This window comes from Streptomyces sp. P9-2B-2 (assembly GCF_030406865.1).
Lineage (GTDB): Bacteria > Actinomycetota > Actinomycetes > Streptomycetales > Streptomycetaceae > Streptomyces > Streptomyces platensis.
In genome coordinates, this window is sequence record NZ_CP129126.1 from 3,266,133 (window position 1) to 3,283,910 (window position 17,778).

11 protein-coding genes and 1 pseudogene are annotated in these 17,778 nt (G+C 72.7%); 1 reads left to right on the top strand and 11 read right to left on the bottom strand.

The features are described 5' to 3' along the window. Positions 1 to 59 precede the first annotated feature (59 nt). The 3 genes from QT196_RS14250 to QT196_RS14260 form a co-directional block, all read right to left on the bottom strand. Positions 60 to 1,115 (bottom strand): alpha/beta hydrolase, encoded by a 1,056-nt coding sequence (locus QT196_RS14250; protein WP_290355010.1) that lies wholly within the window; start codon positions 1,113 to 1,115, stop codon positions 60 to 62. Between the two features lie 177 nt (positions 1,116 to 1,292). Beyond that, the gene (locus QT196_RS14255) at positions 1,293 to 2,372 is read right to left on the bottom strand and encodes a rod shape-determining protein (RefSeq protein ID WP_266731104.1); all 1,080 of its coding nucleotides are present in this window, start codon (positions 2,370 to 2,372) and stop codon (positions 1,293 to 1,295) included. 153 nt (positions 2,373 to 2,525) lie between these two features. Next, complete coding sequence (locus tag QT196_RS14260) at positions 2,526 to 4,640, bottom strand: FUSC family protein (RefSeq protein WP_290355011.1); 2,115 nt, start codon at positions 4,638 to 4,640, stop codon at positions 2,526 to 2,528. Positions 4,641 to 4,908: 268 nt separating this feature from the next. Between QT196_RS14260 and QT196_RS14265 the strand changes: the two genes are divergently transcribed. Continuing rightward, positions 4,909 to 5,928, top strand: coding sequence for an alpha/beta hydrolase-fold protein (locus QT196_RS14265; protein ID WP_290355012.1), 1,020 nt, complete (start codon positions 4,909 to 4,911; stop codon positions 5,926 to 5,928). Positions 5,929 to 6,013: 85 nt separating this feature from the next. Here QT196_RS14265 and QT196_RS14270 read toward each other — a convergent pair whose 3' ends face one another. From QT196_RS14270 to iolB, 8 genes and pseudogenes are all read right to left on the bottom strand, one after another. Then, positions 6,014 to 6,874: an ABC transporter permease gene (locus QT196_RS14270; protein WP_290355013.1), complete on the bottom strand. Its 861-nt coding sequence runs from the start codon at positions 6,872 to 6,874 to the stop codon at positions 6,014 to 6,016. Beyond that, positions 6,871 to 9,570: an alpha/beta fold hydrolase gene (locus QT196_RS14275; RefSeq protein ID WP_290355014.1), complete on the bottom strand. Its 2,700-nt coding sequence runs from the start codon at positions 9,568 to 9,570 to the stop codon at positions 6,871 to 6,873. The genes QT196_RS14270 and QT196_RS14275 overlap by 4 nt, the downstream gene beginning before the upstream one ends. A 179-nt stretch (positions 9,571 to 9,749) precedes the next feature. Further along, positions 9,750 to 10,861, bottom strand: a pseudogene (locus QT196_RS14280) (HAMP domain-containing sensor histidine kinase). Between the two features lie 398 nt (positions 10,862 to 11,259). Continuing rightward, complete coding sequence (locus QT196_RS14285) at positions 11,260 to 11,757, bottom strand: GNAT family N-acetyltransferase (protein ID WP_290356651.1); 498 nt, start codon at positions 11,755 to 11,757, stop codon at positions 11,260 to 11,262. Between the two features lie 346 nt (positions 11,758 to 12,103). Next, complete coding sequence (locus QT196_RS14290) at positions 12,104 to 13,294, bottom strand: hypothetical protein (RefSeq protein WP_290355015.1); 1,191 nt, start codon at positions 13,292 to 13,294, stop codon at positions 12,104 to 12,106. Between the two features lie 135 nt (positions 13,295 to 13,429). Next, the gene (locus QT196_RS14295) at positions 13,430 to 14,923 is read right to left on the bottom strand and encodes a CoA-acylating methylmalonate-semialdehyde dehydrogenase (protein WP_168479183.1); all 1,494 of its coding nucleotides are present in this window, start codon (positions 14,921 to 14,923) and stop codon (positions 13,430 to 13,432) included. A gap of 37 nt (positions 14,924 to 14,960) precedes the next feature. Next, a complete protein-coding gene (gene iolD, locus QT196_RS14300; RefSeq protein ID WP_168479184.1) occupies positions 14,961 to 16,877 on the bottom strand; it encodes a 3D-(3,5/4)-trihydroxycyclohexane-1,2-dione acylhydrolase (decyclizing) in 1,917 nt (638 codons plus the stop codon). Further along, entirely contained in the window at positions 16,874 to 17,767 is an 894-nt protein-coding gene (gene iolB, locus QT196_RS14305) for a 5-deoxy-glucuronate isomerase (RefSeq protein ID WP_290355016.1), read from the bottom strand. Before iolB ends, iolD begins: the two co-directional genes overlap by 4 nt. Positions 17,768 to 17,778: the final 11 nt, after the last annotated feature.

The window sequence follows — 17,778 nt, forward strand, 5'->3', positions numbered from 1 at the left end:
GCGGCACGCCGGCCGCGGCACGCCGGCCGCGGCCAACCCCCGGCCCACTGCCCTCACCCCTAAGACGCCACCCCCACACCACCCTCCGGCAATGACCGCAGCCAGTCGACCAGCAGTCGGTTGACCTCCTCCGGGCGTTCCTGCTGGACCCAGTGGCCGCAGCCGTCGAGGAGGTGGGTGGCGGAGAGGCCGGGGAGGGTGCGGGGGAAGGCCTTGATGGCGTCGGCCAGCCAGTGGGTGGTGGCGTCGTGTTCGCCGCCGATGAAGAGGGCGGGCTGGGTGAGCGGGGCGCCGGTCCAGGCGGCGAGGTCCTCCCAGTCGCGGTCGACGTTGCGGTAGCGGTTGAGTCCGCCGGTCAGGCCGGTGCGCTCGAACTCGGCGGCGTAGAAGTCGAGATCGGCCTCGGTGAGCCAGGAGAGGGGCCGGGGCGGTCCGGCGGGGAAGCGGTCGGACATCCTGCCGCCCGGGGGGATGGCGAAGAGGCCGGGGCCGGAGGTGGGCGGGGCGTCGCCCGAGAGTCCGGCGTAGAAGCCGGCGAGCCAGGTGCGGACATCGGGTTCGATCTCCGCCTCCGCCCGGCCCGGCTCCTGGAAGTAGTTGATGTAGAACTCCTCGGCGCCGCCGATGCGCGCGAAGGCCTCGGTGGGGCGGGTCGCGCCGCGCGGCGTGTACGGCACGCTCAGCAGCGCCACGGCGGTGAAGACGTCGGGGCGCAGCAGCGCCGAGTGGGCGGCGATGGGTGAGCCCCAGTCGTGGCCCGCGATGACGGCGGTCTCCTCGCCGAGGGCGCGCACCACGGCGGCGTTGTCGGCGACATGGGCCAGCATCCGGTAGGCCGCCACCTCGCGGGGCTTCGAGGAGCGTCCGTAGCCGCGTACGTCGAGGGCGACCGCCCGGTAGCCCGCCGCGGCGAGGGCGGGGAGCTGGTGGCGCCACGAGTACCACGACTCGGGAAATCCGTGGACCAGCAGGACGAGCGGTCCGGTGCCCTGCTCCACCAGGTGGATGCGGCCGCCGGGGACCTCGACCGTGCGGTGGGTGGCCGGCGGGACGGCGGCGGACCGGTCCGGTGTCTCTCCCGGGGGCGGGGGCGTCGTCTCGGCGGACTGCGGCATGGTTCCTCCTGGGGCGAGTACGGCCGTGCTCATGAGGGCGGTGGACGGGGCCGGCGGGGTGTCATGCCCCGCCGTGGCCCGGCCCGCTCCGCCACGATCATGGCGCGGCCGGCCCGGCGGGCGCGAGGGTTCTTGCCGGAACGGCAAACGCCCCTCGCGGAAGCCGGGTTGCGCCTGCTACAACCGCACCGATTTCCGCGGCCCCTGCTTCGCGCCCGTCAACAGGCCGTGCAGGGAGGCGAATTCGTCCACGCACTTGGCGGTGCCGTTGACCACGCAGTCCAGGGGCTCGTCGGCGACCCGGACCGGGACGCCCATCTCCTGGCGCAGCCGCCGGTCCAGGCCGCGGAGCAGAGCGCCGCCGCCGGTGAGGGCGATGCCGTGCTCGACGATGTCGCCGGAGAGCTCGGGCGGGCAGTCGTCGAGGGTGCGGTGGACGGCGCGGACGATCGCGTCGACGGGCTCGGCCAGCGCCTCGCGGATCTCCTCCTCGGTGATCTCCTGGATGCGGGGCAGGCCGTTGACGTGGTCGCGGCCGCGGACGGTGTAGGTGGACGGGCGGTCCGGTTCGCCGTCCTCGTCGACGTCGACCGGCGTCCAGACCGCCGAGCCGATGGCGATCTTGATGTCCTCGGCGGTGCGCTCACCGATGTCCAGGGCGTGCTTCTTCTTGATGTAGGCGCTGACGGCCGCGTCCATGGCGTCTCCGGCGACCCGTACGGACTGGGCGGTGACCAGGCCGCCCATGGAGACGACGGCGACCTCGGTGGTGCCGCCGCCGATGTCCACCACCATGCAGCCGACCGGCTCGTCCACCGGGAGGCCGGCGCCGATCGCGGCGGCCATCGGCTCCTCGATGAGGTGCACTTCGCGGGCGCCGGCACCCCGGGCGGAATCGACGACCGCGCGCCGTTCGACGCCGGTGATGCCGGAGGGGACGCAGATGACGACCCGTGGCCGGGAGAAGCGGCGGCTGGGCAGGGCCTTCTTCATCAGGGCGCGGAGCATCTGCTCGGCGGCGTCGAAGTCGGCGATGACGCCTTCGCGCAGCGGGCGCATCGCGGTGATGCCGGACGGGGTGCGGCCGATGGTCCGCTTGGCTTCCAGGCCCACGGCGATCACCGCACCGGCGGCGTTGACCGCGACGACGGACGGCTCGTTCAGCACCACGCCCTTGCCGCGGGCGTACACCAGGGTGTTGGCGGTGCCGAGGTCGATGCCTATGTCGTACGTACCGGACGAAGTGCTGGAGGCCATGGGGGGTTCGTGTGCTCTCTCGCGACGGGGTGGGTTCCCGGGGCATTGCGCTTCAGACAACCCCATGGGCTACCAATAGCGTTCATTGCGGGCAACTGTTAAGACTACCGGGGACGCCGATTGGTTCCCCTCCGTACCGCCCCCTCTCTCCGCTCACCGGCTGCTGTTCTCCTCGGCGCCGCGGGCTTCCCCGCGGTCGGTGTCCGGCTCCCTGGACAGTGCCTCGGCCAGGTCGTCGAGGGCGTCGAGAAGCAGGTCCGCGACGCGCAGGGCGACACCACGGTTCTCGTCCTCCGCGTCCCATCTCTCCCATACGGCCCGCAGCTCGGTCCAGTTCAATGCGCCCCGTTCCCGGACCGCCTGAGTGGCCTCCTCCAGGGAGGCCCGCAGCTCGAAGGCGAACGCGGTGGCACCCGGCGAGGACGCGGCGTCCCGTTCGGGGAGGTGAACCTCCAGGATCATGGTGACCCGGCCCATGGTGGCGAGCGCGGCACCGGCCGCCTTCGCCGAGGCGGGCGACAGACCGCGGTGGCGTACGGGTTCCTTCTCGGCGCGGGCCTCGCTCTCCTCCCAGGCGGCGCGGGCGGCCCGGGAGTCCAGCAGGGCGTCGCGGACCTGCCGGGGACGGCGTTCGGCGGGCGTGGCGTACAGGTCGAACACGGCCAGGGCGTAGTCCCCGTTGGCGGCCAGCCAGGCGGCGAGACCGTCGCGGAGCCTGGGTGTCTCCCAGGCGGGGAACAGCGCGTACGACAGCATCGCCAGCAGCCCGCCGAGGAGGGTGAGCACGACGCGCTCCTGGACGGTCTGTTCCCAGCCCGCCCCGGCGATGCCCAGCAGGAAGACGACATAGGCGGCCACACACGCCGAGGTCACCGAGAAGCCGGTGCGCATCAGCAGATACATCAGCGCGACACAGACCACGGCCAGCCCGGCGCTGACGTACATGCTCGGATGCGCCAGCGCCATCAGCGCCCCGGCGATACCGACGCCGACGAGCGTGCCGCAGAAACGGGCGACCCCGCGCGAGTAGGTCTGGGCGAAGTCGGGGCGCATCACCATGACGGAGGCGAGCGGCGCCCAGTAGCCGTGGCCGAACGGGAGCGCGGTGCCCAGCAGATAGCCGGCCGCGGCGACCGCGGCGACCCGGAGGGCGTGCCGGAAGATGTGCGAGGTCCAGCGGGCCTCCCGGTGCAGGGCGCGCAGGGCGCCCGGTACCAGCCGGGGGACGCTGGGGCGCAGCAGATGGCCGCGTTCGGCCTCGGTGGTGGGGCGGGTGGCCTCGACCGGCTCATCGGTGAGTTCGACGGCGTCGGCGAGCAGGGAGATCAGGCGGTAGGCGGAGCGGCGGGCGGCCCCGTGGAGCATCGGGCCGGTCGCGGGGACTTCGAGGGTGGCCATCGCCTCGGGCGGCAGCCGGACCGGCTTCGCGTGCCGTACGGCATGGGCGACGGCGTCCAGGACGGTGGCCGCGGCGCCCAGCAGATTGCGGACCCGGTCGCGTTCGGGGCCGTCCGTCGGGGCGCCGACGACCGGGTCGGCGAGGGCGGCGAGGACCGGCCGGACGCGTTCGGCGAGGCCGCGGGGGCCGTGCAGTTGTACGGGGCGGCGGCGGGCCTGACGCGGGGTCACGGCGGAGGCGAGCCGGGCGTCCATCAGGGGTGCCGGGTCGAACGGGGCCACCGGGTCGTGCCGCAGCCGCCGGGCGTAGTCGGCCTCGGCGGCCAGGGCGTCGGCGAGCGCATCGCGCTGGACGCCCCAGGGGCGGACCGGGAAGACCACGATGAGGGTGGCCTGGACGAGGCCGCCGAAGAAGATCAGCGCGGCGTGTTCGGCCGCGCCGAGGACGGACGTCGGCAGGGTGACGGTGACCAGCATGATCGCCACGGTCTGGGTGCCGGCCAGCCCGGAGACCGGGCCGATCGCCCAGGCCATGCCCGCCAGGAAGGTCCAGCCGGCCAGCAGCAGGACGAACGCGACGACATGGGCGGCGGCCAGATAGCCGAGGAAGGTGGAGACCGCCAGCGCACCCGCGACGGCGAGCGCGAGCACCGGCCGCGGCCGCATGCTGCGCTGGAAGGTGACGATGCCGGAGGAGAACGCGCCGAAGGCGGAGGAGACCGCCAGCGCCGGATCGCCCAGCCACAGGCACAGCCCGATGACGATGGCGACGCCGGCCGAGCCGCGGATCGCGATCAGGGGGGTGAGCTTGGTCCGCTCGATGGTCAGCCCCGAGCGGGCGGCGTCCTTGAGCGCACGCGACCAGGTCATAGCGCGAGGATACGGGGCCGGAGGCGGGGGTTCCGGAATGTCCCGAGCGGGCTCCGCGTCCCCGCGCGCCGCCCGCGCACCGGGAAAATCCCGGTAAAACCGCCTTCCCGCTCCGTGGACAACATCCCAGGTCACCAAGGGGATGCCGGCATTCCGGACGGGCGGTGCGAGGAAGCCGACACCCCGGTGAGGAAACCGGGGGCCTGGCCGCCGCCCTCTTGCTCCCCAGCCGGGACAAGTCCCGGGTGTCCGGCAAGGAGAAAGACCCGTGCACAGAGCCCTGTTCCGCCCGGTGATCGCACTGATCGCCCTGACCGTCCTCGCCGCCACGGCCGGCTGCGGCACCAGCGCCTCCCAGGCCGCCCCCGTCCGGTTCGCAAGCACCCAGGCCGACGCCGCGGTCCACGCCGGCCCGCCCGGGAAGCGGTCGCTGGTGCAGTGGCCCACCCGGCCGATCAGCTTCGACGAGGAGAGCCGGGTCGGCGGGGCGGGCGGGAACACCCCGATCGGCGTGACCACCCTGCACGGCCCGAAGTCGGGCTTCACCGGGAAGGTCTGGGTCTGGGCCCCGCCGGAGTACTACGAGAAGCGGAACGCGCACAAGGGCTTCCCGGTGATGGAGGCGCTGCCCGGCTCGTACGGCTACCCCGTCAACTACTGGAAGGGCGCCGACCTCAAGCTCCAGGAGAACCTCGCCCGCTGGTCGAAGAACGGCAGCAGCCTGCCGTTCATCGTCGTCATGCCGGTGCTCAACCCCGACGACAAGCAGTACTACGACGGCAGCGACATACCGGGCCAACCGAAGATCGGCACCTGGCTCAGCCAGGACGTGCCCGACCTCGTACGACAGAACTTCCGCACCCTCAAAACACGCGACGCCTGGGCGGTCATGGGCTCCTCGTCGGGCGGCTTCGCGGCGCTGAAGAACGTGCTCCAGAACCCGGACACGTTCAAGGTGGCGATACCCAACGGGCCGGACATCGTGCCCGACTCACCGCTGTGGAACGGCCACGCCCGCGAGGAGCGGGAGAACAACCCGGAGGTGCTGGCCCGCCGGCTGATGGCACGCGGCGGACCGGACGTCTACCTCGCCTTCCAGGACGGCTCCCGGGAGAACACGGTGCTGCCGAAGGTGCGGAAGTTCCTCGCGCAATACGGGCACGGCCCGCTGCACACCCGCCTCCAGATAGTGCCGGACGGCACCCACAGCGCGGCCACCTACGTACGGGGCCTGGGCGAGGGCACGATGCGCTGGGTCAGCGCGCACATGCAGGGGCCGACGGCCTGACGGGGCGGGCCCGGGGGCGGACGCCGCGGTGGGCGGCCACCGTCACGCCCACCCGGCCCCGCCGTCCCGCCGCCCCGTCCCCGCCCTAGGACACCACGTCCTTGCGCGCGAACCCCCGGAACGCCAGCGCGCACAGCACCAGGGCGTACGCCACCGAGACCGCCGAGCCCTGGATCATCCCGGACCACTCCATCCGGGGCTGGAGGGCGTCCGCCCAGGAGTACTGCCAGTGCGCGGGCAGCACGTTCCGCCAGGTGCCCAGGGCGGTGACCTGGTCGAGGACATTGCCGACGATGGTCAGCCCGACGGCGCCGCCGACCGCGCCCAGCGGCGCGTCGGTCACCGTCGACAGCCAGAACGCCAGGGCCGCGGTGACCAGCTGGCTGACGAAGACATAGCCGACCACGACGGCCAGCCGCGGCACCGCCTCGCCCGCGGACAGCGCGCCGCCGGTGGGCAGTTGCAGCGGGCCCCAGCCGTACGCGGCGCTGCCCACACCCAGCGCCACCAGCGGCAGCAGCAGCATCGCGGCGGCGCTGAACAGCAGCCCCACGGTGAGCTTGCTCAGCAGCAGCCGGGCCCGCGGGACCGGCGCGGCGAGCAGATAGCGCAGCGAGGCCCAGCTCGCCTCCGACGCGACCGTGTCACCGCAGAACAGCGCCACCGGCACCACCAGCAGAAAGCCCGCGGAGACGAAGAGCGCGGTGGCGGCGAAGTTGCCGCCGGACGCGGTGGCGGTGTCCATCAGGGTGATCCGGCCGTTGCCCCGGCCGGCCGGGTCGCCGCCGATCGCGAACGCCGCGACCAGCACGAACGGCAGCGCCGTCAGGATGGCGGCGCTCACCAGCGTGCGGCGGCGCCGCAGCTGGCGGCGGGCCTCGACGCGCAGCGGGAGGGTGCGGCGCGGACGGTAGCCCGCCGCCCGCGCCATGGGGGTCGCGGTCATCGGTCCCCTCCGATCAGGGTGAGGAAGGCGTCCTCCAGGCGTCGGTGCGGGCCGACGCGGTCCACCGGCACCCCCAGCCGGAGGAGTTCGGTGAGCAGTTGGGGCGTGTCGGCGCCGTCCAGCCGTACCAGCAGGCCGCCCTCGGCGCGTACGGCGGAGGCGACACCCGGCAGCGCGGCCACCTTCTCCACCACGGCGTCGTCGACTTCCTCCGCGACCCCGACCAGCAGGGTGTCGCCGGAGCCGACGATCTCGGCGACCGGACCTGCCTGCACCAGCCGGCCGCGGTCCATGACGACCAGATGCGTACAGCTCTGCTCGACCTCGGACAGCAGATGGCTGGAGACGATGACGGTGCGGCCGGCCGCGGCGTAGCGGATCATCACGTCCCGCATCTCCCGGATCTGCGGCGGGTCGAGCCCGTTCGTCGGCTCGTCGAGGATCAGCAGATCGGGCAGGCCGAGCATGGCCTGGGCCAGAGCGAGGCGCTGGCGCATGCCCTGGGAGTAGGTGCGCACGGCACGCTGGAGGGCGTCGCCGAGACCGGCGATCTCCAGCGCCTCGTCGAGGTGTGCGTCGGCGGCGGGCCGGCCGGTGGCCTCCCAGTAGAGGTCGAGGTTGGCGCGGCCGGACAGATGCGGCAGGAATCCGGGACCCTCCACGAACGCGCCGACCCGCGACAGCACCGGGGCGCCCGGCCGGACGGCGTGCCCGAAGATCCTGATCTCGCCCTCGTCCGGCGTGATCAGCCCCATCAGCATCCGCAGAGTGGTGGTCTTGCCGGCGCCGTTGGGCCCGAGCAGCCCCAGCACCTGCCCCTTCTCGACGCGGAAGGACAGCTCCCGTACGGCATACCTGTCGGTGGACTTGGCGTACCGCTTGCTCAGCCCGCCGATCTCCAGCGGGACCTCGGCGAGCGCCTCGTCGGGCGCGGGCGCCGAGGTCCGGCGGCGGGCGGTGAGCAGCAGCAGCGCGGCCACCACCGCGGCAGCGGCCGGCAGCTCCCAGGTCCAGGCGGGCAGCGGGGCGGCGGCGCTGCGCACCTCGGGCGCGGTGGGCACGTCGAGGGCATCGCCCTTCAGGGAGACGGTGTAGGTGGCGGGTTCGGCTGGGGAGGCATAGCCCAGGTCGGTGGCGGAGAGCACCAGCCGCATCCGGTGGCCGGCCGCGAAGTCATGGTCGACGGCGGGCATCCGGAGCCGCACGGTCCGGCCCTCGCCGGCGTCCTTGATCCGGTACGGCGTGACGAGCTGGGACGGCAGCACCTGGCGGCGGCCGTCCGGGCCGACGTCGTAGACCTTGGCGAAGAACACCGCGTCCGGTCTGTCGGAGCGGACATGGACGGTGGCGGTGGGGCTGCCGGTGAGATGGACGGAGGTGCGCAGCGGCGCCGATTCGAAGCGGGCGTACTGGCCGGAGAAGTCCAGCGACAGACCGCCGGCGCCGAGCGAGGAGAGGTTGCCGAGCGCGCCGACGCCGGGCACCGCGGAGATCGCCGGCGGTCCGGCACCGGGCGGGTTGCTGAAGGTCTGGGTGCGGCCGGCCAGCCGGATCCGGCGCGGGTCGTGGTCCAGTCCGGCGTAGCGGTCCGCGTGCGCGCCGCGCAGCCGCACCGCGCCGTTGGTGGAGTCCACTCCCCCGCTGCGGCTGATACGGAACCCGGGCCCGGTGTCGGCGTGCTTGTCGCCCTTGAGATAGCGGTCGAACCAGGTCTTCGTCCGCGCCTCCAGGCGGGCGGCCTCCCGGTCGCCGCCGTCGTGCCCGCCGGAGATCCAGTCGACGCCGACCGGTGCCCCGTTCTCGCGGAGCTTCTTGTAGAGGGCGTCGGACTGGTCGAGCGGGAACAGCGAGTCGGTCTGGCCCTGCATGATCAGGGTCGGCACCTTGATGCGGTCGCCGACGGCGGACGGGCTGCGATCCGCCAGGAGCTTCCGGGCGGCGTCGTCCGGCCGGCCGTGGACGGCGACCCGCTGGTACATCCGGCACAGCTCGGGCTCGAACCGCCCGCAGCCCCCGGACGTGGTGGGCGCGGGCCCCGGCGAGCCGGTGGCGGTGCCGGCCGAGCCGGTGGTGAAGAAGATCCCGGCCCACAGCTTCTTGAACACACCGTGCGGGAAGAGGGCGTCGGCGAGGTTCCAGTAGGTGATCTGCGGGGCGATGGCGTCGACCCGCCGGTCGTGGCCGGCCGCCAGCAGCGAGATCGCCCCGCCGTAGGAGCCGCCGGCCACCCCCACCCGGGGGTCGCCGACCTTGTCGAGCTGCACCTCGGGGCGCTCGGCCAGCCAGTCGATCAGCCGGCGGACGTCGGCGACCTCACCCTCCGCGGCGTTCAGGCCGATCCTGCCGGTGGACTTCCCGAAGCCGCGCGCCGACCAGGTCAGCACGGCGTAACCGTCCCGGGCCAGCTGCTCGGCCTGGGGGCGGAGGTTGGCCTTGCTGGCGCCGAAGCCGTGAGCGAGCAGCACCGCGGGCCGCCGCCCGGAGCCGCCCCCCGCGGTGAAGTAGGAGGTGTCGATCCGCACCTTCTTCGCGCTGCCGGGCTTGTCCGGCATCGTCATCAGCCGGTCCGTACGGTGCACGGCGGGCGCGGCGTCCGAGGAGGCGGCCGCCCAGGTGCCGCCTCCTATGAGGACGGCCAGCGCGCCCGCGGCGGCGTACCAGCGCCGGCCGCGCAATCGGATACCTCGGAGATCCATACCGTGAATCCTAGGGAGGACCCGGACCGGGCGGCCGGTACCCCGGGCGGAACCCGGCAGCCTCCCTGGGGAGTAGGGTGCGCCCTCCCGTACCGCGGATGCTGTACCGGGGCGGGGCCGCCAGGGGCCCGCCGGGACCGGCCGAGGCGGCGGTGCGCGCCCGTGCCGGGCAGGGCCGCCTACCTCGGCAGGACGACCCGCATGATCAGCCCGCCGCCCTCCCGCGGCTGCGCCGTGATGCTCCCGTCGTGCGCCCGCACCACCGACCGCACGATCGACAACCCCAGACCCACACCCTTGTCACTGCCCGTGCGCTCGGTCCGCAGCCGCCGGAACGGCTCAAAAAGATTCTCCACCTCATACGCCGGCACCACCGGCCCCGTATTGGCCACCACCAACACCGCACACCCCGGCTGCGGCTCCGTCACCACCTCCACCCAGCCCCCCTCCGGCACGTTGTACCGCACCGCGTTCTGCACCAGATTCAACGCGATCCGCTCCAGCAACACCCCGTTGCCCTGCACAAACACCTGCTGACGCGCCCCACGCAACACCACCCCTTGGCATGCGCCTCCTCCCGCGTCTGATCCACCGCCTGCGCCGCCACCTCCGACACATCCACCGGCTTCTTGTCCACCACCCGGTTCTCACTCCGCGCCAGCAGCAACAGCCCCTCCACCAACTGCTCACTGCGCTCATTCGTCGCCAACAGCGTCTTGCCCAACTGCGCCAGCTCCGGCGACGCCGCCGGATCCGCCAGCTGCACCTCCAGCAACGTCCGATTGATCGCCAACGGCGTCCGCAACTCATGCGACGCATTCGCCACAAACCGCCGCTGCGACTCAAACGCCCGGTCCAACCGGTCCAGCATCTGATCGAACGTGTCCGCCAACTCCTTCAACTCATCATCCGGACCCCCCAACTCGATCCGACGATGCAGATCCGAACCCGCCACCCGCTGCGCCGTCCGCGTAATCCGCCCCAACGGCGACAACACCCGCCCCGCCATCGCATAACCAAAAGCGAACGCCACCACCGTCAGGCCGAGCAGAGCAGTCAGCGAGTGGTTCAGGAAGCTGTGCAGCGCCCCTGCACGCTGGCCGTGGAGGCAGTCGCTGATCGCCGCGTTGATCTCGCCGACCGTGCCGAGCGACGACAGACCGGGACAACCGACAATGCCCACCCGGAGGTCGGTGCCGAAAATCCGGAACTCCGGGGTGCCCTCCGCGAGGGTCTGGGCCACCAGGATGTAGATGAGCGTGAGCAGGACGACCCCGGCCACCAGGAACATGCCGCCGTAGAGCAGCGTCAGCCGTATCCGGATGGTGGGGCGCAGCCACGGCGGCGGGCGGCGCCGCGGCTCGGGCTCCGTGGGGGGCGCCGGCGGCAGGCGCGGCGGCGCGGGTGCCTGGGAAGCGGGTGCCAAGGCGCTCAACCCCGGGGAGCCGGCGAAGCGGGCATCGCGACCGGTAGCGGGGCAAGAGGTAAACGCACGACTGATCCTTCCTCAGATGCCTTAAGCCACAGGACAGTTGCCAGGCACGTGCCATCCTGCACAAAGGGGTCATAAACCGGCAGTAAACAACGGTTCACCTCCCGGCCACACAGCCGTGCCCCCACCTGCCCTTTCCGCACCGGGCATGCCGCCGGGGCCCGTGGGACGAGCCCCGGCGGCGTGCCGTACGGGGACTAGCCGGCGGCCGGTTCCGGCACCGTCAGCCGGTAGCGCGCGAGCCGGTCATCGCTGCTCCAGCGCACCAGCCCGGCCTTCTCCAGGACCCGGCCGGACGCCGGGTTCGACAGCTCCACGTCCGCGCACACCGTGCGCACACCCGGCGCCGTGCACGCGAACGCCGCCATGGCGCGGGCGGCCTCGGTGGCATAGCCGCGACCCTGCCGGGACGGCACGACGCCGTAGCCCAACTCCAGCGCCCCGTCGCGCGGCGGCCAGAACAGCCCGATGGCGCCGACCACCGCGCCGCCGTCCCGTTCGAGGATCTGCCGCTGGCCGTACACGCCACGGGCGTCGGGGTTATCGGCGGTGAAGCCGGCGATGACCTGGTCAACGTCGGCGGGGAAGTCCGCCGCCCAGTGCGGCTGCCGCGTCCCGTCGAGCACGGCGGCGAGCTCACCGTCGGTCCAGGGCCGCAGCAGCAGCCGGGCGGTGCGCAGTTCCGCACCGTTCAGCGCGAAGGCGGAGTCCGGGGAGCCGGGGGAGGCCGCGGCATCACGGGAATCAGCGGAATCGGAGGAATCGGAGGAATCGGAGGAAAGGAAAGAAGAAGACACGCGTCACTCCTGGTCGTTCGTCGACGACCGGGCCGCGCTCAGGACATCGGACGCTCAGGCGTCCCGCTCAGGCGGCGGCCCGGACAAGGGCATGCTGATGAGGCGTCTGGCGGGCCATATTCATCAACCTCCCTCGTCCGGCGGTGATCGCGCTCCGGGCGCGTGCCGTCGCACCGTATCAACCTGCGGGCGGCCGCCCCCAGTTGTTTTCCGCGGGCGGGCCGCCGGGACCGGCAGCCCGGGGTCAGTACTGCGGCGGTCCGAACCCGCCCTGCGGGTGCGGCGGAGTGCCGGGCTGCATCGGCGGGACGCCGGGCGGCGGCATCGGCGGGACACCGGGCGCCGGCATCGGCGGGACACCGGGCGCCGGCATCGGCGGACCGCTGACCGGGGGCACCTGCCCGGCGGGCGGCTGCCAGACCGGCGGGGCCATCGGGCCGGGCGGCGGTACGAAGCCGGGGGCGGCGAACTGCGGGGCCTGGGACGGCGGATACCAGGCGGCGGCGACCGGCTCACCGCGGCCCATCAGGAACAGCAGGGCCACCGAGCCGAACAGGTCCAGCGCCAGCTGGAGACGGTTGATGAAGTCCATGCCCGGCACGGCGCCGGACAGCTCGAACAGGTTGCCGTTGACGGCCATTCCGATCACCGCGAGCAGGGCGCCGGGCAGCGACACCACCGACAGCCCGATGGCCAGCCCGCGGGCCGCGGGGCCGCGCATCAGGCTGCTGAGCGCGGCCGGCGCGGTCAGCACGAGGAAGAACACGGCGGACCAGCCGGAGGCCATTCCCAGCAACGCGCCGAGACCGCCGCCCTTGCCGAAGTAGAACATGGCGAAGAATTCGCTGCCGCCCTCCACCAGCATGTAGCCGTGCCAGACCAGGAGGAGCAGCACCATCGCGCCGAGGATCAGACCGGCCACCACACCGGCCGTCCTGACCGGGCGCATCGGCGGGTCACTGGGCTTCTGGCGCGGCCAGGAACGCATCCCGGCGAGCAGCACGATGCCCGCGACCAGACACAGCGGGAACATCCCCAGGCTGCTCAGGAAGACGCCGTCGAAGGTGTCGGTGCTCGTTTCGGCATGCCGGAACCAGCGGTCGTCGCTGGTGTGGCTGCCGACGCTGACGAGGGCCTGCAGCACGGTGCCGAAGGTCAGGGTGGTGGCGACGGCCAGCAGCCCGCCGGCCACCCGCTGCCCCGCGAACGCCGTGAAGACCGCCGCCAACAGCACCAGGGCCAGCCCGAAATGGAACGGGGTGGTGACCTGGTTCAGTCCGCCGTCGTTCTGGTAGGTCCAGTTCTCCCAGACGCCGTCCAGGCCGAACTGGCTGAGGTCGACGACGATCCAGGTGGCGAAGAAAAGGAAGAACAGCAGGCAGAAAATCCCGCCGGTGATACGGGCGCCCTTGGCGAGCGCCATGGATTGTTGCATCTCATCCCCCGTTGTGTCCGTGCTGCGCGAGGAAGCACGGTAACAACGCACCGGCAGGCCGGGGACACCACCATCGCCCGCACATGCCGGACCCCCGGCCGGCGGGGGTCCGGCCGGGGGTCCGTCTGGACGTCCTCAGTGGTTGCTGGGGAAGCCCAGGTTGATGCCACCGTCGGACGGGTCCGGCCAGCGGGTGGTGACGACCTTGCCGCGGGTGTAGAAGTGCACGCCGTCGTTGCCGTAGATGTGGTGGTCGCCGAAGAGCGAGTCCTTCCAGCCACCGAAGGAGTGGTAGCCGACCGGCACCGGGATCGGCACGTTCACGCCGACCATGCCGGCCTCGACCTCCATCTGGAAGCGGCGGGCCGCGCCGCCGTCCCGGGTGAAGATCGCGGTGCCGTTGCCCCACGGCGAGCTGTTCATCAGGGCGATGGCCTCGTCGTAGGTCTCGACGCGGACCACGGACAGCACCGGGCCGAAGATCTCGTCGCGGTAGGCGTCCATCTCGGGCGTGACGTTGTCCAGGAGGGAGACCCCCATCCAGTGGCCGTCCTCGTAGCCCTCGACGGTGTAGCCGCTGCCGTCGATGACGACATCGGCGCCCTGGGCCGCGGCACCCGTGACGTACGAGGCGACCTTGTCGCGGTGGACCTTGGTGATCAGCGGGCCCATCTCGGAGGCCGGGTCGTCGCCGGGGCCGATCCGCAGCTTGTCGGCGCGCTCCTTGATCTTGCCGATCAGCGGGTCGGCGGTCTCGCCGACGGCCACCACGACGGAGATCGCCATGCAGCGCTCACCGGCCGAACCGTACGCGGCGTTGATCGCGGAGTCCGCGGCCAGGTCCAGGTCGGCGTCCGGCAGGACCAGCATGTGGTTCTTGGCGCCGCCCAGCGCCTGCACCCGCTTGCCGTTGGCGGTGCCGGTGGTGTGGATGTAGCGGGCGATGGGGGTGGAGCCGACGAAGGAGACCGCGGCGATGTCCGGGTGCGCCAGGATCGCGTCGACGGCCACCTTGTCGCCGTTGACGACATTGAGTACACCGTCGGGCAGCCCCGCCTCGGCGGCCAGCTCGGCGAGCTTGAGGGCGGCGCTCGGTACCTTCTCGCTCGGCTTGAGGACGAAGGTGTTACCGCAGGCGATGGCCAGCGGGAACATCCACATCGGCACCATCGCCGGGAAGTTGAACGGCGTGATGCCGGCGACCACACCGAGCGACTGGCGGATCGAGGAGACATCGACCCGGGTGGAGACCTGGGTGGACAGCTCGCCCTTGAGCTTCTCGGGGATACCGCAGGCCAGCTCCACGATCTCCAGACCGCGGGCGACCTCGCCGAGCGCGTCGGAGTGCACCTTGCCGTGCTCGGCGGTGATCAGCTGCGCGATCTCCTCGCGGTGCGCGTCGAGCAGCTCGCGGTACTTGAACAGCACCGAGGTGCGCTTGGCCAGGGAGCTGCTGCCCCAGGTCCGGAAGGCTTCCTTGGCCGCGCGGACGGCCGCGTCCACCTCGTCGGCCGAGGCGAAGGCGACCTGCTTCTCCTGGGCGCCGGTGGCCGGGTTGTAGACCGGGCCGAAGTTGCCGGAGACGCCCTCGACGGGCTTGCCGCCGATCCAGTGGCTGAGGGTCTTCATGCGAGGGGCCTTTCTGGGTGACGACTTCGAGCGGGAGTCAGAGGTGGCGGCGCCGTCCGGCGGCGTGCCGGTCGTACGCCTCGCGTGCGGCCACCGCCGCCGGACGTGTCGCGGTCTCGGCAACAGGAACATCCCACCAGGCCTGCGCCTCCGGCGCGCCCGGCACAGTGTCAGCCGTTTCGGTCTCGACGTAGACACATGTGGGCCGGTTCGCGCCACGCGCCTCGGCGAGCGCGGCGCGCAGCTCACCGACGGTGGCCGCGCGCAGCACCCGCATACCGAGCGAGGCGGCGTTGGCCGCCAGATCGACGGGCAGCGGCGCGCCGGTGTACGTGCCGTCCGCGGCGCGGAAGCGGTAGTCGGTGCCGAACCGCTCACCGCCGGTCGCCTGGGACAGCCCGCCGATCGAGGCGTAGCCGTGGTTCTGGATGAGGACGAGGGTGATGGGGATGCCCTCCTGGACCGCGGTGACGATTTCGGTGGGGTTCATCAGATACGTACCGTCGCCGACCAGCGCCCACACCGGCCGGCCGGGGGCGGCCATCCGCACGCCGATCGCGGCGGGGATCTCGTAGCCCATGCAGGAGTACCCGTACTCCAGGTGGTACTGCCGGCGGGACCGGGCGCGCCACAGTTTGTGCAGGTCACCGGGGAGGGAACCGGCCGCGTTGAGGATGATGTCGGTGTCGTCGACGAGGGCGTCCAGTGCCCCGAGCACCTGCGTCTGGGAGGGCCGTACGGAGTCGTCCGCGGCGCCGAACGCGGCGTCCACCCGCCGCTCCCAGGCCGCCTTGTCCGCCCCGTAGGCGGCCTCGTACGCCGCGTCGACGCGGTGCCCGGACAGCTCCTTGGTGAGCGCTTCGAGTCCGGCGCGGGCATCGGCGACGAGCGAGGCGGCGCCGAGCTTATGGGCGTCGAACGGGGCGATGTTGAGGTTCAGGAAGCGCACCCCGGGCGCGGCGAACAGGGTCGCGGAGGCGGTGGTGAAGTCGGTGTAGCGGGTGCCGACACCGATGACCAGATCGGCCTCGCGGGCGAGGGCGTCGGCGGTGGCGGTGCCGGTGTGACCGATACCGCCGATGTCGGCGGGGTGGTCGTACCGCAGCGAGCCCTTGCCGGCCTGGGTGGACGCGACCGGGATGCCGGTGGCGTCGGCGAAGGCGCACAGCGCGTCCTCGGCCTCGGAGTGGTGCACCCCGCCGCCCGCGATCAGCAGTGGCCGGCGGGCACCGCGGATCGCCGCGACGGCCGCCGCGAGGGCATCGGCGTCGGGGAGCGGCCGGGTGACGCGCCAGACCCGGTCGGCGAAGAACTCCTCCGGCCAGTCGTACGCCTCGGCCTGCACGTCCTGCGGCAGCGCGAGGGTCACCGCACCGGTGTCGACGGGGTCGGCGAGCACCCGCATCGCCTGGAGGGCGGCCGGGATCAGCGCCTCGGGCCGGGTGACCCGGTCGAAGTAGCGGGAGACCGGGCGCAGCGCGTCATTGACCGACACATCGCCCGCGTGCGGCACCTCCAGCTGCTGGAGCACCGGGTCGGCGGGCCGGGTGGCGAAGGTGTCGCCGGGCAGCAGCAGGACCGGCAGGCGGTTGACGGTGGCGAGCGCGGCGCCGGTGACGAGGTTGGTGGCGCCGGGGCCGATGGAGGTGGTGACGGCGTGCGCGGAGAGCCGGTCGCACTGCCGGGCGTAGCCGACCGCGGCATGCACCATGGCCTGTTCGTTGCGGCCCTGGAGGTACGGGAGCGCCGGGGGTCCGGGGGTCTCCCCCTGGTGGGACGCGGCCCCGGACTCCAGCAGGGCCTGGCCGAGACCGGCGACATTGCCGTGGCCGAAGATGCCCCAGCAGGCGCTGATCAGGCGGTGCCGGCGGCCGTCCCGCTCGGTGTACTGGTGGGCGAGGAACTCGACCAGGGCCTGCGCGACCGTGAGCCGGCGCGTCGTCGGAACGTTCATCGGGCGGCTCCTGCGGGCGCTTCGTAGAGGGGGAGGCGGGGGTCGACGGGCTGCTCGGGCCAGGTGCCGCGGATCCAGCCGTGATCGGGGTGATCGCAGATCAGCCACTCACGGGTCTCCCCCGGGCCGGCCATCACGTTCAGGTAGTACATGGCGTGGCCGGGCGCGGCGATGGACGGCCCGTGCCAGCCGTCGGGGATCAGGACGGCGTCCCCGCTGCGGACCTCCGCCAGGACATCGGTGCCGCGGCCCTGCCCCGAGGGGCTCACGCGCTGGTATCCGACGCCGTCCGTACCGTGCGCGGACTCGATCTCGAAGTAGTAGATCTCCTCCAGCTCGGACTCCTCACCGGGGCGGCACTCGTCGTGCTTGTGCGGCGGGTACGAGGACCAGTTGCCGCCGGGGGTGAGCACCTCCACCGCGATCAGCCGGTCGCACGCGAAGGTGCCCGCCGCGCCGAAGTTGTTGACCTGGCGGGAGCAGTTGCCGGTGCCGCGCAGCTCCACGGGGACGCCGGACGCCGGGCCGTAACGGGCCGGCAGGCGGTTCTCGCAGCGGGCGCCGGTGAGCGCGAAGCGGCCACCGGACCCGGCCTCGATCCGGACGTGCGCGTCGCGCGGGACGTAGGCGAAGTCCGTGACCCCGCTGAACACGCTCTCCCGGCCGGTCAGTTCGAAGGTCTCGCCGTCGTCGGTCAGCACCGTGCAGCCGCCGGACAGCGGCAGCACGATCCATTCGCTGTCGCCGGTGGCGAAGGAGTGGTGGGCACCGGGCGGCAGCTCCAGGACACGCAGCGAGGAGTAGCCCCAGCCGGCCCGCTCCGGGTCGATGTCCAGGGCGTACGGGCCCGCTGCCGCGGCTCCGGCCCCCAGATGGAATTCAGTGCTCATATATCGAGTCT

What these genes read in the sequence shown, in the direction of transcription:
- QT196_RS14250 (WP_290355010.1), bottom strand. Translation starts at nt 1,115, where the DNA reads ATGCCGCAGTCCGCCGAGACGACGCCCCCGCCCCCGGGAGAGACACCG.
- QT196_RS14255 (WP_266731104.1), bottom strand. Translation starts at nt 2,372, where the DNA reads ATGGCCTCCAGCACTTCGTCCGGTACGTACGACATAGGCATCGACCTC.
- QT196_RS14260 (WP_290355011.1), bottom strand. Translation starts at nt 4,640, where the DNA reads ATGACCTGGTCGCGTGCGCTCAAGGACGCCGCCCGCTCGGGGCTGACC.
- QT196_RS14270 (WP_290355013.1), bottom strand. Translation starts at nt 6,874, where the DNA reads ATGACCGCGACCCCCATGGCGCGGGCGGCGGGCTACCGTCCGCGCCGC.
- QT196_RS14275 (WP_290355014.1), bottom strand. Translation starts at nt 9,570, where the DNA reads ATGGATCTCCGAGGTATCCGATTGCGCGGCCGGCGCTGGTACGCCGCC.
- QT196_RS14290 (WP_290355015.1), bottom strand. Translation starts at nt 13,294, where the DNA reads ATGCAACAATCCATGGCGCTCGCCAAGGGCGCCCGTATCACCGGCGGG.
- QT196_RS14295 (WP_168479183.1), bottom strand. Translation starts at nt 14,923, where the DNA reads ATGAAGACCCTCAGCCACTGGATCGGCGGCAAGCCCGTCGAGGGCGTC.
- iolD (WP_168479184.1), bottom strand. Translation starts at nt 16,877, where the DNA reads ATGAACGTTCCGACGACGCGCCGGCTCACGGTCGCGCAGGCCCTGGTC.
- iolB (WP_290355016.1), bottom strand. Translation starts at nt 17,767, where the DNA reads ATGAGCACTGAATTCCATCTGGGGGCCGGAGCCGCGGCAGCGGGCCCG.